We start from the raw sequence: 15,514 nt of genomic DNA, 5'->3' as shown, positions 1-15,514 counted from the left end.
CCGCCGACGAAGGATATTGCCGTGCCGAATTTGCCCCCGCTCGTCTACGCGATGCTGCTCGCGCCGCTCGCGCTGATCCTGATTGCCGCCCTTGTGAAGACCTGGCAGGCCCGCGAGGCGCGGAGCTGGCCGCAGGTATCAGGCAAGGTCGTCACGTCAGTCGCCGAGGTACGCGAGGTCAGGGTGTCCGACGACGAGCGCGAGGACGGCTACCGCACGGAGAGCCGCAACTTCGCCAATGTCGCTTACGAATATTCGGTGAGCGGCCGGAAACTGAGCTGCAACCGCATCTCGATCGGCGAGGACCTCGGCAATTTCCAGGTGGCCGAGAAGCTCGCGAAATACCCCGCCGGCAGCATCGTCACGGTCTACTACAATCCGCGCCATCCCGATCAGGCCGTGCTGGAGCGCGACCTGCCGAAGGGCCTGTGGGGCTGTCTCGGCATCGGCTCGGCGATTGTGGTCGCCATCATCTTCGGCTCGGCGTTCGGCCTCAACCAGAGCTACGCCTGGCTAGCGCATCACATCGGCCGGCCCGATCTTGCCGGCATGGTCGTGGGCTTCGGCGCGTTCGGCCTGATCATCGCGCTGATGGCCTGGGCGGTGCGGCGGCAGGCCTCTATGGCGACGCGCTGGCCGGTAGTGCCGGGCACGATCAAGCTGTCGGAGATGGAAGAATACCACGAGGCGAGCGAGCCCGGCGAAGCCCGCGGTGCCGAGATGTTCGGCAAGCGCGTGACCTACACCTACAGCTACCAGAATGTCCGCTATACCAATGAATGCGCGCGGGTCGCGGCGGGCACGCCGCAGGCCTCCAACAAGATGCTGGAGAAGCTGATGTCGCGCTACCAGGACGGCGCGACCGTGGAGGTTCACGTCAATCCCGACAATCCGGCCGAGGCGACGCTCGATGCGCGCGGCGACGGTCGCATCGCCTATGTGCTGTGGGGCATCGCCGCGATTTTCGCCGCGCTCGCGCTGTTCGTCGCGACACGGGGCGGCTAGTCGGCCAACAGCTCCGGCTTCAACTCCATCTCGATCTCCGCGAAGATCCTTGCCAGCCGCTCCGCCCATTGCTGCTGGCCGGATTGATCTGCGATCAGGTCCTGGCGGATCTCGATGCCGGTGTTGACGAGGCCGCGAGCCTCGCCGTGCACGGGGATGGTGTAGTCGCTGAGATCGCTCACCGCATAGGGCTCGTTGTCGCCGACGACGAGATCGCCCTCTGCGCGCAGATGCTTCAGCAACATCTGCGGCAGCACGGTGTCGCGGTTGTACAGCGCGCCGATGTGCCAGGGTCGCGCGACGCCTGCGTACACAGGCGTGAAGCTGTGCAGCGATACCAGCACGGTCGGCCGTCTGGCATGTATCCGGCTGTCGATCACCGCGTCGATGCGATGATGATAGGGCTCGAAGATCTCGCGCCGCCGTGCCGCGCGCTCGCCGTCGGAAATGCCCTCGTTGCGCGGGATCGTGGTCGCCTCCGATATCACGGGGATCGAGCTTGCGACGCCGGGCGAGCGGTTGCAGTCGATCACGAGGCGCGAATAGCGCTGCGCGACGAGATGCGCGTTAAGCATGTTTGCAAGCCGATCGGAGACGCCGGCGATGCCGATGTCCCAGGCGATGTGCCGCATTAGCTCGCCTTCCGATACACCGAGATCGCCGAGCGCACGCGGCAGAATGCGGCCGTAATGGTCCGATGTGAGCAGGAAGGGCGATGTGCCTGCTGCATTCACCTCATGCACTGGCGGAATATCGCCTTGTCCCAGGAGTTGATCCGTCGCCTCGGCTGTGTTGAAAGCCATCCTGATTGCCTATGGAAAAAGCAGTCGCCCCGGAAATTGGGCAAAGAATCATTCACAATGGGTCTGCCCAAAATCACCATGATCTGCTGACGATGCCGCTGCTGACGATTCACCACAAGACCGAATATCGCTACAATCGTCCCGTGGCCTTCGGCGAACACAGGTTCATGCTGCGCCCAAGCGACGGCCATGATCTGCGCGTGCTTGACTCCAGGCTCAAGATCTCGCCGCAGCCGATGTCGCTGCGCTGGATCCACGACGTGTTCGGCAATTCGGTCGCGATCGCCGATTTCGACGCGCGCGCGGACCGTCTGATCTTCGACTGGCACGTCACCGTCGAGCACAATCCGGTGGAAGAGTTCGCGCTGACGCCGGACGATCCCGCTTACTTCTATCCTTTCGTCTATGACGACGCGGAATTGCCCGATCTCGTCCAGTACATCACGCCGCAATATCCCGATCCCGGCGGCAGGATCGCGGAGTGGGTGCACGGCTTTTTCGATGAAGATGCGCCGGCGCCGAGCTTCTTGCTGCTGAGCCGCATCACACACGCCATCCGCAAGCAGTTCAACTACCAGAGGCGTCACGAACCCGGTACGCAGACCCCGTTCGACACCTTGCGGTTGGGCACCGGTACCTGCCGCGACTACGCGCTGTTCATGATCGAGGCGCTGCGCCGTCTCGGCATCGCCGCGCGCTTCGTCTCCGGCTACATCTTCGTGCCCGAAGACATCGCGCAGCACCATGTCGGCGGCGGCTCGACTCATGCCTGGGTGCAGGTCTATCTGCCGAGCGCGGGCTGGATCGAGTTCGATCCCACCAACGGCATCGTCGGCACCCGCGACCTCATCCGCGTCGCGGTCGCCCGCGACCCGCGTCAGGCCATCCCGCTGCACGGCATCTATATCGGCACCCAGGACGCTTTCGATGTCATGGAGGTGAACATCAGCGTGGTCTCGGACGAGGAGCGCAGCAGCGCGGAGCTGGAAGCGGAGGTTTTGTAAGTCTGCTGCGATTTGCACGCTGCTGATTGACGGCTATAGAAGGCCATGACCTCCGATCGCCTCTTCGTCTACGGCACCCTGATGCGCGGCTTCGACCATCCGATGGCGCGGCTGCTGGCGCAGCACGCGGATTTTCTGGGCGAAGCGAGCTGCCGCGGCCGGCTCGTGCTGGTGAAGCATTATCCGGGATTGCTGCTGTCCGACGCGTCGTCCGACCTCGTGCACGGCGAGCTCTTCCGCTTGCGCGCCGGCGACGAGCTTTTGCGCGAGCTCGACATGTACGAGGCCTGCGGCGAGGGCTTTCCGGAGCCAACGGAATATCTGCGCCAGCTGATCGACGTGACTGGCGCCGACGGCACGACCGCGCCGGCCTGGACTTACGTCTACAATTGGCCCGTCACCGATCTGCCGCACATCGAATCCGGCCGCTTCCTCGACCACTAGGCCGACAGCACTTCCTTCACCACGCGTACGTCGACCTCGCGCTCGACATAGGTCCACTCTTCGGTTTGCCTGAGCATGCCGACCAGCTCCTCGAACAACGAGGCATGGGCGGGCGCGAACTCGAACCAGGTCAGGAAATCGAAGGGCTCGCCGAGGTCGCGGCAGTGATAGAGCTGGCGCGCGATTGCGGGCAGGAAACGAAGACTGCTGGCGATGTGGTGCGACTTGTCTTCAAAGATCTCGCGGCGTTCTTCTTGCGTGAGATCCCACCATGCCTGCGACTTGCGGATCGGGATCAGCGCGGCGCTGGTTGCTTCCAATCGGCCGAGGCCGGCCTGCACGCTCACGAGCTGCTCCTTCTCGGCGCGCTCGGTGTAGCGCAAGCTGCTGGGTACGCCGACCAGGCGCCAGGCATTGCGCGAGGGGACCAACGGCAACGCCACGGCGTCGCTGTCGTTGACCGACAGCGCCGGCATGAAGGGCAGGGGCTCGCCCGTCACAGGCGACATCGAGGTCACCCGCCAGCCCCCGCTATGGCCACCCCGAAAGGTCCTGAACATGGCCTATGGAAGCGTGGAACCGGGCGGGGTTCAAGCTTTTCCCGTCATTCCGGGCCCGTGCTTCGCGCCGGAAAGGGCTGTGAACAGCGCGTATAATCCTGACAAACCTGACTTTTGGCCGGCCCGCGCCTATATCCCTGATCCTTCGCCCGACTCACTTCGGTTCGCGCTACACACAGCCCATGGCCATCCGCTTCACGCCCCAATTCCTTGACGAGCTGCGCGCCCGGCTTTCGGTCTCCGAGGTCGTGGGCAAGCGCGTCAAGCTGAAGAAGGCGGGGCGGGAGTGGAAGGGGCTGTCGCCGTTCCAGCAGGAGAAGACGCCGTCCTTCTACGTCAACGACCAGAAGGGCTTTTATCACGACTTCTCCTCCGGCAAGCACGGCGACATCATCACCTTCGTGATGGAGACCGACGGCCTGCCGTTTGCCGAGGCGGTCGAGCGGCTCGCCGGCATGGCCGGCCTGGCGCTGCCGGCGGTGACGCCGGATGCGGCGCGGCACGAGCAGCGGCGCCGCACGCTGCACGACGTCATGGAGCTCGCGGCGAAATTCTTCTCCGAGACATTGGCCTCGCGTGTCGGTGCGAAAGCGCGCGGCTATCTCGCGGACCGCGCGATCTCGCCGGCGACGCAATTGCAGTTTCGGCTGGGCTATGCGCCGCCGCCGCCGGAACGCTTCGCGCTGAAGGAGCATCTCGGCAAGCTCGGCGTGTCCGTCGAGGACATGATCGAGACCGGGCTGCTCGTTGCCGGCAACGACATCCCGGTGCCCTACGATCGCTTCCGCGATCGCGTGATGTTTCCGATCACGGACTTGCGCGGCCGCGTCATCGCCTTCGGCGGACGCGCGCTGGAGAAGGACGTTCCGGCCAAATATTTGAACTCGCCGGAGACGCCGCTCTTCCACAAGGGCGACAATCTCTACAATCACCAGACCGCGCGCAAAGCCACCCATGACGGTAGTGCGCTGATCGTGGTCGAAGGCTATGTCGACGTCATCGCCATGGTCACCGCGGGTTTTGCAGGCGCCGTCGCGCCGCTCGGCACTGCGTTGACCGAAAACCAGCTCGCGCTGCTGTGGAAGATGGCGGACGAGCCGATCCTCTGCTTCGACGGCGACCGCGCCGGACAGAAGGCCGCCTATCGCGCCGCCGACCTCGCGCTGCCGTTTCTCGCGCCAGGCAAGAGCCTGCGTTTTGCGCTGCTGCCGGAGGGGCAGGACCCCGACGATCTCGCGCGCTCCGGCGGTCGCGGTGCGATCGAAGAGGTGATCGCGGCCGCGCGTCCGCTCGCCGACATGATCTGGTCGCGCGAGCTCGAAGGCGGCAATTTCGCCACGCCCGAGCGCCGCGCGGCGTTGGAAGCGCGCATCAAGGAATTGTCCAACGGCATCCGCGACGAGGTGGTCCGGCGCTATTATCGCGACGAGTTCGTCGAGCGGCTCCAGCGCACCTTCTCGCCCGATGGCGGTCGCGGCGGCTTCGCCGGCCGGGGCAATTTCCGCCAGGGGGGCGGCGGCCGCCCATTCCAGCCGCGCGGCGGGGGGCAGGCGAATCGATTCGGCGGTCAGGGATTCGGGCAAGGATTCGGTGGAGGCCGCCGCGGCCCGCCCGGTCCGACCCCGCTCCCCTCCGGCCCCTACCAGGCGGCGAGCCCCCAGCTTGCGGCCAGCCCGATCATGCGGGGCCAGCGCAGCGCCATTTCCCGCCGCGAGGCCCTGATCCTGCAAAGCCTGATCAACCACCCCTGGCTGCTGGATGATCACCTCGAAGAGGTGGCTGCCCTGGAGTTCGCCCACCCCGAGGCGCACAAGCTCAGGGCCGGCATCATCGCCGCTTTCGCCAACGATCATCACCATTCGCCCGACCCCGGCGAGCAGGCCGAAAAGATGCGGGCCGATATCGAGAAGGGCGGATTTGCGCAGCTTCTTCAAAGGGTTGAGGGTGGCATCACCACCGCGGCGGTTTGGGGCGCCCGCGAGGGCGCGGCCCGCGACGACGTTCTTGCCACGTGGCACCAGCTCGTTGCCTTGCATCGGCAATACCATTCACTACTTAGAGAGCTGAAAGACGCCGAGCTGGCCTTGGGGGAGGACCCCAGCGAGGCCAATTTGGCGTGGCTGCGTGACGTCAAGGCCAGGCTGGCCGAGGTCGACGGTACCGAGGCCCTGATCGAGGGTTTTGGCGAGCTGTCGGGCCGGTTCCAGAAGAGTGTGTGATGAAAGAATCATGCGGACGGCTGAGGCCGGAACCGCTAAAAGACTCGCCAAATCCAAGGTTTGGCGGCAAAAACAGGGTTAATCGAGGCTTAACGGTCTTGTAGCACTTTGGCCCCCAGGCGGCCGCAGGCAGAACAGACGCGTCAGGAATGAATCCGCGCAATAGCTGTTGGCACTTCACCTGCATCCGCTGCGACAAAGAGGCTCACGAAGCGTTAGGCAAATCCGGCGAGAGAAAGGTCGGGGTGGCGAGATGTGTGCGCGCCGCCCTTTCCGTGTCGAGATCTGACGAAGCGAGAGCGTCGAACAACAGGTTCAAGTGAATTCACGCGGGCGGGCCGGTGTGCCCACTGCATGAAGCGCGTTTAGGAGCAATGGATGGCCACCAAGGCAAAGACGCTGCAGGCGAAGGACAAGGAAAAAGACGACAAGGCAGCGGACGCGCCGGAGAAGGACTCCCAGGACGCGCCGTCTCCCTTGCTCGATCTGTCCGACGCGGCAGTGAAGAAGATGATCAAGCAGGCCAAGAAGCGCGGCTTCGTGACCTTCGATCAGCTCAACGAAGTTTTGCCGTCCGACCAGACCTCGCCCGAGCAGATCGAGGACATCATGTCCATGCTCTCGGACATGGGCATCAACGTCACCGAAGCCGACGATAGCGAAGGCGAGGAAGACAAGGACGAGGGCGGCGAGGACGAGACCGACAACGAACTCGTTGAGGTCACCCAGAAGGCCGTCACCGAGGTCAAGAAGAGCGAGCCGGGCGAACGCACCGACGATCCCGTCCGCATGTATCTGCGCGAGATGGGCACCGTCGAGCTGCTCTCCCGCGAAGGCGAAATCGCCATCGCCAAGCGCATCGAGGCCGGCCGCGAGGCGATGATCGCGGGCCTCTGCGAAAGCCCGCTGACCTTCCAGGCCATCATCATCTGGCGCGACGAGCTCAACGAAGGAAAGATCTTCCTTCGCGACATCATCGATCTCGAAGCGACCTATGCCGGCCCCGATGCCAAGGCGGGCATGAACACCGCGATGATCGCCGGTCCCAATGGCGAGAACGGCGAAGCGTCGGCCGAAGGTGGCCAGCCCGCCGCTGACGGCGCGCCCGCGCACGTCGCGCCGCCCGCAGCGCCCCCGTCGCCGACCCCGTTCCGCGCCGCGCAGCCCGCCCCTGGCGCTGCGCCGGGTGGCGAGGACAAGGATCCGGGCGAAGCCGCGGCCGAAGCCGACATGGACGAGGACGACGAGTTCGAGAACCAGATGTCGCTTGCGGCGATCGAGGCCGAGCTCAAGCCGAAGGTCGTCGAGATCTTCGACAAGATCGCCGACAGCTACAAGAAGCTGCGCAAGCTTCAGGAGCAGGACATCCAGAACCAGCTCCAGAACGAGTCGCTCTCGCCGCACCAGGAGCGCAAGTACAAGAAGCTCAAGGACGAGATCATCGTCGAGGTGAAGTCGCTGCGCCTGAACCAGGCCCGTATCGACTCGCTGGTCGAGCAGCTCTACGACATCAACAAGCGCCTCGTCTCGCATGAGGGCCGCCTGATGCGCCTCGCCGACAGCCACGGCGTCGCCCGCGAAGATTTTCTGCGCAACTACACCGGTTCTGAATTGGACCCGCGCTGGCTCAACCGGGTGTCAAAACTCTCGGCCAAGGGCTGGAAGAACTTCGTCCATCACGAGAAGGACCGGATCAAGGACCTCCGTCACGAGGTGCATCAGCTCGCTGCGCTGACCGGCCTCGAGATCGTCGAGTTCCGCAAGATCGTGCACTCCGTGCAGAAGGGCGAGCGCGAAGCCCGCCAGGCCAAGAAGGAGATGGTGGAAGCCAACCTCCGTCTCGTGATCTCGATCGCCAAGAAGTACACCAACCGCGGCCTGCAATTCCTCGACCTGATCCAGGAAGGCAATATCGGCCTGATGAAGGCCGTCGACAAGTTCGAATACCGCCGCGGCTACAAGTTCTCGACCTACGCGACGTGGTGGATCCGGCAGGCGATCACCCGCTCGATCGCCGACCAGGCGCGTACCATCCGCATCCCCGTGCACATGATCGAGACGATCAACAAGATCGTGCGCACGAGCCGCCAGATGCTCAACGAGATCGGCCGCGAGCCGACGCCAGAGGAATTGGCCGAAAAGCTCGGCATGCCGCTGGAGAAAGTGCGAAAAGTCCTCAAGATCGCGAAGGAGCCGCTCTCGCTCGAAACGCCGGTCGGTGACGAAGAGGATTCACACCTCGGCGATTTCATCGAGGACAAGAACGCGATCCTCCCGATCGACGCCGCGATCCAGTCGAACCTGCGCGAAACCACCACGCGCGTGCTCGCCTCGCTCACCCCGCGCGAAGAGCGCGTGCTCCGCATGCGTTTCGGCATCGGCATGAACACCGACCACACGCTGGAAGAAGTCGGCCAGCAGTTCTCGGTGACCCGCGAACGTATCCGCCAGATCGAAGCGAAGGCGCTGCGGAAGCTCAAGCATCCGTCGAGGTCAAGGAAGCTGCGGAGCTTCTTGGATAATTGATCCAGGCATTCATTATGACGAAAACGGCGGGCTGAGGCCCGCCGTTTTTGTTTGTGCCGACAAGGAATTCGCGTTCTGAGTATGGTCTAAGGTTGAAACAGCCGTCGGTTGCTCTGATGGTTCTCCTAGATATGATGCTCCAATCGACTATTTTAATCTCAGACTGTTTCCTCAATGCATTCGCCAAAATTCCCTCTCAAAGCCAAGAGCCTCAAGGACGTTATCAACGTCGCACGCCTTAAGTTCACGTGGAAGAACAAAGTCAGAGAGGCGATGCGCCGCCAACCAATTCCTGATCCAGTCGAAAATCTCGATTTCCACACTCGTATTGACGCTGCTTGCCTTACAATTGAGGGAGAAATTCTTTCGGCTGCATACATCCCCAATACACCGACTAGACTGCTATCAGAAAAATCCAAGGGTCTCTGTCGGCAGTTGGTGATCCCTTCTGTGAAAGATGCCCTCATTCTGCAAACTCTCTCGGATGCATTGTGGGCAGAGATTCGCCTAAAGGCTCCGACCAAGAAATCGTTTTATGCGCCGGGCGATCACCAGTTTTCGAAGGTCGTGAAGGGGAGTTCGCTCGAATACGGTTCGATCAATGCATGGTTGGCCTTTCAGAAATCAATCTTTGGATTTGCAAAAAGCAAGAAATTTGTCGTCGTCACGGACATCGCGAACTACTACGACTCGATCTCGTACGATCATTTGCGGAACATCCTCGCCGATTTGTCTCTGGCACGCGAGCATGCGCTAGATCTCTTGATCTACACGTTGTCGTGCATGCTATGGCAGCCGGACTACATGCCGCGAGTTCCAGTAGGGTTGCCACAGTCAAATCTTGATGCTCCTCGGCTTCTTGCTCACACCTTCTTGTTCGAAATCGACGAATGGTTAGCCAATTTATCCGGCGTCGATTTTGCTCGATATATGGATGATATGGACATCGGAGTAGATAGCATCCAGGTTGGTCGAGCCGTACTTAGAGACCTCGATTTGGCTCTGCAAACACGCCAGATCAGGTTGAATTCCGGCAAGACAAAAATTTTGTCGGAAAGAGAGGCAGAGCAGCATTTCAAGATTAGAGAGAATTTGTTGCTTGATAGGCTCTCCGATTTGATGGACCAGAAGAAGTCGTTGGGGCTTTCCTTGACCAAGGAAAGACGCAAGATTGAACTTGCGATAAGGCAGGGCTTGAAGAGGAAAAGCTTTGCAGATGGCAATGGCGAAAAGATTCTCAAGCGATTGATCAACTTCGCGCGGCAGACTCAATCTGAGTTGCCTGACGACACGTTCTACGAGCTACTGCGCGATTGGCCCGCAGTCCGGCAGCCTTTGCTTATCTGGTGGCAGCACAAGGCTGGTGCCGCGAGCAAGCTGCCATTGATCGCAAAGTTACTTCATAGCGGGAGCTTAGTCGACGACGCTTCGAAGGTTGATGTGGCGGCTGCAATTGTGGCGGCAAGGCTTCCTAAGAATTCAAGTACAGAGGCGAATATTCAACTGGTGCTCGACCAACTGGATGAAAAGGCTACATGGAGCCTTTACGCGAAAATCTGGTTGTTGTCGCGATACGGCACGATTGACGAGCTAATGAGTGTAATCGAGAAAAACGCCACTACTTGGGTAATTCATGAGCCGCTTTCGCGACTGGTTGGTGGGCTATTCCCCCGATTTGTCGCTACTCCACTCGAGGGAAAGTTTGACGCGATCCTAAGACGCGCTGGTAACTCCTGGTCATCTTCAGTGTTGGATTTCCATCGACAGCTGGTGATCGGGACTGCCGGTTATGCTTCGATAAGCAAGTTCGTGTTGACAGGAAACCCTTCGCTTCCAAATCGCTTGACGCATTCAAAATTTTTGATGGTTCTATCGTTGCTCAAGAGCGCTAGCATTAAACCTGCGGCAACGTCGCATTTGAAGAAGATTCATGCCTGGGCGCTCTCGGATCCATACTACGCGGCGCTGATATAGGGCTGGTCCGAAGCCAAGACGCGTGACCAATTAGCCTGGTAGGTGCGAATGTCCGCTTCCCACTTCACCGTCTACTACAACACCCGCTGCCCCGTGTGTGACGCCGGTATCGACTGGCAGCGCAACAAGCTGCTGGCGCTGGTGCGTGCGGGCACGGTCGAATTCACTGACATCAACGAACAGCCCGATGCGCTGGCGCGCTTTGGCGCCTCGCTCGACGACATCAGGCGGCGCCTGCATGCGACTGATGAGGCCGGCCGGCTCATCGTCGGCGCGGATGTCGCGATTGCGCTGTGGCGGATGACCCCGGGCGAAGGGTGGCTTGCGACGCTGCTCGGCAATCGCGTGGCGTTGCCGTTCACGCGTTTCTTCTATGATCGCTTCGCCGATCTGCTGTTTGCCTGGAATAGATGGTGCGGGCGCTGGTGAGCCCGGAGGATGGGTTGAGCCTTTTGCGAAAGCCATCTCGTCGTCAGGGGACGAGTTTGATGGGGTTCGCTGCCGCTCACCCCATCCTACGTGCTCCGAGTTGAAGTCTCCCCGCAACCAACCATGACCGTCACGGATTGCGCCGCGAGAACGAGATGGCATAGGCGCCGTTGCGGACATCGACCATCGGATCGTCGGACTGCTCGATCCCGTCGGTGAGTTGGCCCGGCAGGAACAGAAGCTTCTTCTGCGCCTCGTCGCTATCAGCCACGGCCTTGTCGATCGTCAGCGTGCCGAGGTCGACCAGCTTGCGATCGTCAGGCCAGGGCTTTGCCGGATCCTTGGTGGAGTCGCCGGCCGCGGCCAGTTGCGCCTTGAAGTGGAAAACCACCGGTCCCTGCTTCAGGCGGGCGGGCAGTTCCTCCATCAGGAAGTCCGGCGCCTTCTTCGCAGCCTCCGCCTTGTCGAGGTGCACGATCTTCTCGGGGATCATCTGATAGCGGATGGCCTGTCGCTGGCCCGCTTTGTTGACGAACACGAACGCGTTGATGCCGAAATAGGCCTCATTGGCAAAACTGTCCGGCGTGGCGACCGTGGCCAAGGCGGCCGGGACGGTGGGATGGCTTGCCACGAATTGCTCGACCTTGGTCGGCTTGGCCGCGTCCGGCGGGCTCTGCGCGATCGCGACGAGCAGATCGCGAAATTCCTCGCTGGTCGACACGGGGAAGAATTTCAGCGAATTGATCACGATGTCCATGTCGCTGCCGTCGGGCAGGTGAAACTTCACCGCCATGCCGTGCGGGTTTGCGTCGCCGGAGCCGTCAGGCAGGTTGGGCACGCCGGTGGAGTCCGAGAACCGCACAGTCACCGGAACCTCGGCGCCGCCGAAAAGCACAGCCTTGCTCAGGCCGGCGGCGTCCGCGGAGGCCTTGAATTTTCCTTCGGCCACGACGCCCTTGGCGTGATTGGCGCGAAAGCCGGCGTGGACGCCGAACACCTTGTTCATCTGGTCGACGAGCTGTTGCTCGACGGGCGCGTCCTGCGCACGCGAGATGGCGGGCAAGGCCAGGCCGAACACGAACAGCGCGGCAACGAGCTTGCGGTTCATCATCAGGCGTTTCTCCTCTCATGACCCTTGCAGCATATCAGCAAAAATTGACGCATGAGCGACTTTCGCGAGGACTGCGACCGTGGGGCGGCAGGTCCGTAACGGGCCAAGACCGGCAATGCTCTTGACGGGTGAAGTTGCTCCGCTTCGCCCAAGACAGGACATCGCGAATTTAGGTACGCGCCCGCGCACCTCTGGATGAGTGCGCCGTGCTCGCAACGACGGGGCCGGAGCCGCGGCCCGTTTCTTCTTCGCCCCGACCCGCTCGATCCGCTTGATCTCGAGCGCCGGACGGCCGGACTTTTCGGCGATCTCGTGGTCCTGCTCCATGATGAAGCCGCGCACGGTTCGTCGCCGTCGAGGCCTCAACGTGGCTCGGCATTCTCTGGTGCGGGCGCGAACAGGTTCGTCGACGCGGCTTCCTGAACGATCACTGCCGCGTCCTCCGGCAGCAGAAACCCGCGCGCCATCAGATCATGGGCGGCGATCCGGATCCGGTTCACGTAATCGTCGCGGCCGTGATAGCGCTCTTCGATCGACAGGCGGGCGTCACCGGTACGCTCTCGTTCCGCTTTCGTCGCTGCGAATGGTGAGAAGGACCCGATCAGCATGCAGGTGAATGTCTGCGGCTGGTTCTGGGCGCCATTGGTGCCGGTCGGCACCGCGACATCCGGCAGCCGCACGCCGCCGAGCGCATTGCCGTCCTGATCGCGCTTCGGCACTTGTATCACTGCGGCGGAAAGCCGAGCAGGGGCGCGCAGTGCAGGGGGCTCGCCGCCCGCGGTTTCGAGCGACATCAATTCGCTCGCGGGCGGCTCGGTGCCGCGGCTTACCCAGGCATCAAGGTGCAGCAGGAGGGCACGCGACAGCGGCGACCAATCGAGGCGGCCCGGCGTCAGTGTGCAGGCCGGTGCCTTGGAGGCGGGTACATGCGGGCCTCCCGCAATATCGTACATCCGCACATTGGCGGGCAGTGGCTGATCCGCGATTCCGGACGCGCCCGTTCCGCCGAGCGAAGCGCGCAGTGAATAATAGTCCGTGGTGGAGTTCACGAGGATCATCCTTGGAGGCACCTCGCCGCGCGTCTCGACCTTGGCCGTGATCTCCCCGATCGTGAGCGGTCCGTCATTCACGCCGGGAAAATCCGGGTTGTCGAATGTGGGAGCCCCCTCGGCGCTCGACATTGGTCCAAGGCCGGTCTGCAGGATCGGAAGAAGGCCGGCGGCCGAGACGAACACATGCATTCCGTCGAAGACGCGCCGGTTGCCGATCATGTTGAAGCCGTTCAGGAGGAAGGTCTTCAGGAATCGTCCATCCTGGGACCTGCCGCTCGCGAGCACGCGATTGATCGCTCCCCTGAGCGGGTTGGGCGTTCCATCCTTGTCGGAAGCTGCATGCGCGAAGAAATCCGCGGCATCGCGGACGATCGCAAAGCCCACGCCCTCGACGAAGCGTGTCTTGCCATCGGCGTCAGCGAACGAAGGCAGGTCCGCACCCTGTCCAAGCTCCCAAAAAACCTCGGCAACCGCAAAGCCATGGTCCTGAAGAAAGCCGGTGCCCTGCTCCAGCGTGCCCGGGAGAAACCGCATGTCGCGCGGCGAGTTGTAGATCGCCTCGGCCCAGACTTGCCCGCGGTTGGGGACGTCCACCAGCAACGCACCGTTTTCCCCGCGCGGAGCCGCCGGCATCATGAGAATGATCTTCGCCGCGTAGTCGACGCGCCCGCGTTCATTGCGCGGCGCCTTGTCGATCCCAGGGATGGCCTCTTGTGGCGACAGGTCACCGCGGATCTTGCCCTGCCAGATCACATAGTCGCCGGCGCGAAATGTGCCGTAAGGCTGCTTCGACGTGAACTCGATCCGGGTGACTTCTGCGCTCGCTGGCTGCGCCGTCGAGATCAGGCCGGACAAGCCAAACAAGAACATCACAATTCGCACGCTTCGACCGTGCGGCATGGGAATTCTCCATAGGGGATAGCGGCTGGTTTCGAGCACTTCGTGATCACGACATGCCGTATCAGAGCGGGCATGATGGACCGGCAATTTTTTCACCGGTCCATCGTCCATCGAGAAAGCCTTCTCACTCCATCCAATAGTCGATGTCCGTCTGATTGGCATTGATGGCGGCCTTCGGCTCGGACGGGCCATGACTGCTGATGATGCCACGTATTCCGGCGAGGCTACCCGTGCCACCGGTAATGACGCCCGATGTCATGTTCGTAAGCTTTCCATCTCCACTGCTTTGAGCGACCAGCGATGTCCTGACAAAAAACTTCTCTCCGTTCTCCAGTATCCAAACGTTGTAGATGAGAGCTGGACCGTTGTTGTCGATGTAATCAGACATGCCGCGCGTCCACTGCTCCTTCAACCTCGAACCGTTGATGAGGGGGGCATCGTCACCATAGGTCCGCCGAATTTCGAAGAGCCGAGCTTGATGTCCGGGAATGTCGCCAACGTCGATGACGTGTTGTTGGGTGTATACGGTCTGAGTTGCCGGCGTATCATAGCTGACGTGGTGCTTTTGCTGCGCAACGGCCGCCGGCGCGGTTAGCGCCATTGCGAGAGTAATCGTCATTCCAAGCGCGATATTGCGAAACATCCGTGACCTCTCATGCTGGAATCCCCCCAACGTGAAGATATCGGTGGACGTTGCTGAAAATTCCCTCATCAACCGGTCGTGATCGAGCCCCAACCAAAGCTGATTTCACCGCGCTTTCCGAGGTGCACAAGCCCGCGTCCTGGTCTTTGGGCCGGTGGGGAGATCCGTCAATGCAGGCCTATTGAGGGAGGCCAGAGCCTCTACAAACGAAAACGGCGGACCGAGGCCCGCCGTTTTTGTCTGTGCAGTCGCTGCGCGCGTCTCACGGGCGCAGCTTATTTCTTTTTCGCCCCGACCCGCTCGATCCGCTTGATCTCGAGCGCGGGCCGGCCGCCCTTCTCCGCGATCTCGCGGTCCTGCTCCATGATGAAGTTGCGCGCGGGTTCGTCGCCGTCGAGGCCGCCGAGCAGCTCGCTGGGCACGCGGCGGTTGGAGCGTTGGGAATCGTCCTCATAGAAGACGTTGAAAAAGGCGAATTCGCCTTTGGGATTGGTTCCGGGTTTTTTGGCCATGGCGGCTTGTCGTCGATCAGGGCGCCGCAGTCAAATGACTTCGGCAGCCGCCGGCATCAATCCGGCCGCCTTCTGCACAATCATTTGGTGATTTGTTGGCCCGATCGGAGCGCCAGGCGTCCGCAAGGTCCGATGCGACCCCGACCTCAATAAACGGCGGGCCGATAAGCCCGCCGTTTATTTTTGGTCGTCAGCGTCGCCCGGGGCTGGCAGGGCAACAACCTGAGATAGAAGGCTATCGCTTGCGCTCTGCGATGGCAAGATAAATCGTCACCGTGCTGATGTCGCAGCGAGCGCATCAGATATGCGGCGCATGTCGCTGCGGGTTCCCG

At 61.9% G+C, this 15,514-nt stretch carries 14 protein-coding genes; 7 read left to right on the top strand and 7 right to left on the bottom strand.

Annotated elements, in window-relative coordinates:
- The first annotated feature begins 21 nt into the window (after positions 1 to 21).
- Entirely contained in the window at positions 22 to 1,005 is a 984-nt protein-coding gene (locus tag NLM31_RS37785; protein WP_254195533.1) for a DUF3592 domain-containing protein, read from the top strand.
- Here NLM31_RS37785 and NLM31_RS37780 read toward each other — a convergent pair.
- Positions 1,002 to 1,808: an N-formylglutamate amidohydrolase gene (locus NLM31_RS37780; protein ID WP_254195532.1), complete on the bottom strand. Its 807-nt coding sequence runs from the start codon at positions 1,806 to 1,808 to the stop codon at positions 1,002 to 1,004. The genes NLM31_RS37785 and NLM31_RS37780 overlap by 4 nt on opposite strands.
- A 92-nt stretch (positions 1,809 to 1,900) precedes the next feature.
- On the opposite strand from NLM31_RS37780, the gene NLM31_RS37775 reads away from it, so the two are divergent.
- Positions 1,901 to 2,812 carry a transglutaminase family protein gene (locus NLM31_RS37775; protein ID WP_254195531.1) on the top strand — a complete coding sequence of 304 codons (912 nt, stop codon included), beginning with the start codon at positions 1,901 to 1,903 and terminating at the stop codon, positions 2,810 to 2,812.
- Between the two features lie 45 nt (positions 2,813 to 2,857).
- Positions 2,858 to 3,256 carry a gamma-glutamylcyclotransferase gene (locus tag NLM31_RS37770; RefSeq protein ID WP_254195530.1) on the top strand — a complete coding sequence of 133 codons (399 nt, stop codon included), beginning with the start codon at positions 2,858 to 2,860 and terminating at the stop codon, positions 3,254 to 3,256.
- On the opposite strand, the gene NLM31_RS37765 is transcribed toward NLM31_RS37770, so the two are convergent.
- Positions 3,253 to 3,816, bottom strand: a complete 564-nt coding sequence (locus NLM31_RS37765; protein WP_254195529.1) for a chlorite dismutase family protein — start codon at positions 3,814 to 3,816, stop codon at positions 3,253 to 3,255. The genes NLM31_RS37770 and NLM31_RS37765 overlap by 4 nt on opposite strands.
- 188 nt (positions 3,817 to 4,004) lie before the next feature.
- Here NLM31_RS37765 and dnaG point away from each other — a divergent pair, with 188 nt between their 5' ends.
- From dnaG to NLM31_RS37745, 4 genes are all read left to right on the top strand, one after another.
- On the top strand, positions 4,005 to 6,035 hold the full coding sequence (gene dnaG, locus NLM31_RS37760; RefSeq protein WP_254196335.1) for a DNA primase: 2,031 nt from the start codon (positions 4,005 to 4,007) through the stop codon (positions 6,033 to 6,035).
- A 378-nt stretch (positions 6,036 to 6,413) separates the two neighbouring features.
- A complete protein-coding gene (gene rpoD, locus NLM31_RS37755) occupies positions 6,414 to 8,561 on the top strand; it encodes an RNA polymerase sigma factor RpoD (RefSeq protein WP_254195528.1) in 2,148 nt (715 codons plus the stop codon).
- Positions 8,562 to 8,735: 174 nt separating this feature from the next.
- Complete coding sequence (locus NLM31_RS37750) at positions 8,736 to 10,535, top strand: RNA-directed DNA polymerase (RefSeq protein WP_254195527.1); 1,800 nt, start codon at positions 8,736 to 8,738, stop codon at positions 10,533 to 10,535.
- Between the two features lie 48 nt (positions 10,536 to 10,583).
- Entirely contained in the window at positions 10,584 to 10,964 is a 381-nt protein-coding gene (locus NLM31_RS37745; RefSeq protein WP_254195526.1) for a thiol-disulfide oxidoreductase DCC family protein, read from the top strand.
- Positions 10,965 to 11,094: 130 nt separating this feature from the next.
- On the opposite strand, the gene NLM31_RS37740 is transcribed toward NLM31_RS37745, so the two are convergent.
- The 5 genes from NLM31_RS37740 to NLM31_RS37720 all read right to left on the bottom strand — a co-directional run bounded on the left by NLM31_RS37740 (position 11,095) and on the right by NLM31_RS37720 (position 15,182).
- Positions 11,095 to 12,075, bottom strand: coding sequence for a catalase family peroxidase (locus tag NLM31_RS37740; RefSeq protein ID WP_254195525.1), 981 nt, complete (start codon positions 12,073 to 12,075; stop codon positions 11,095 to 11,097).
- A 15-nt stretch (positions 12,076 to 12,090) separates the two neighbouring features.
- Positions 12,091 to 12,417, bottom strand: a complete 327-nt coding sequence (locus NLM31_RS37735; protein WP_254196362.1) for a hypothetical protein — start codon at positions 12,415 to 12,417, stop codon at positions 12,091 to 12,093.
- Positions 12,418 to 12,437: 20 nt separating this feature from the next.
- A complete protein-coding gene (locus NLM31_RS37730) occupies positions 12,438 to 14,138 on the bottom strand; it encodes an alpha/beta hydrolase domain-containing protein (protein ID WP_254195524.1) in 1,701 nt (566 codons plus the stop codon).
- A gap of 13 nt (positions 14,139 to 14,151) precedes the next feature.
- Positions 14,152 to 14,670, bottom strand: coding sequence for a hypothetical protein (locus NLM31_RS37725; protein ID WP_254195523.1), 519 nt, complete (start codon positions 14,668 to 14,670; stop codon positions 14,152 to 14,154).
- 275 nt (positions 14,671 to 14,945) lie between these two features.
- On the bottom strand, positions 14,946 to 15,182 hold the full coding sequence (locus NLM31_RS37720) for a hypothetical protein (RefSeq protein ID WP_254134265.1): 237 nt from the start codon (positions 15,180 to 15,182) through the stop codon (positions 14,946 to 14,948).
- Positions 15,183 to 15,514: the final 332 nt, after the last annotated feature.

The organism is Bradyrhizobium sp. CCGUVB4N (assembly GCF_024199945.1).
Taxonomy (GTDB): Bacteria; Pseudomonadota; Alphaproteobacteria; order Rhizobiales; family Xanthobacteraceae; genus Bradyrhizobium.
Note: the sequence above shows the minus strand (reverse complement) of the source record. Positions and strands in the feature narration are given on the sequence as shown.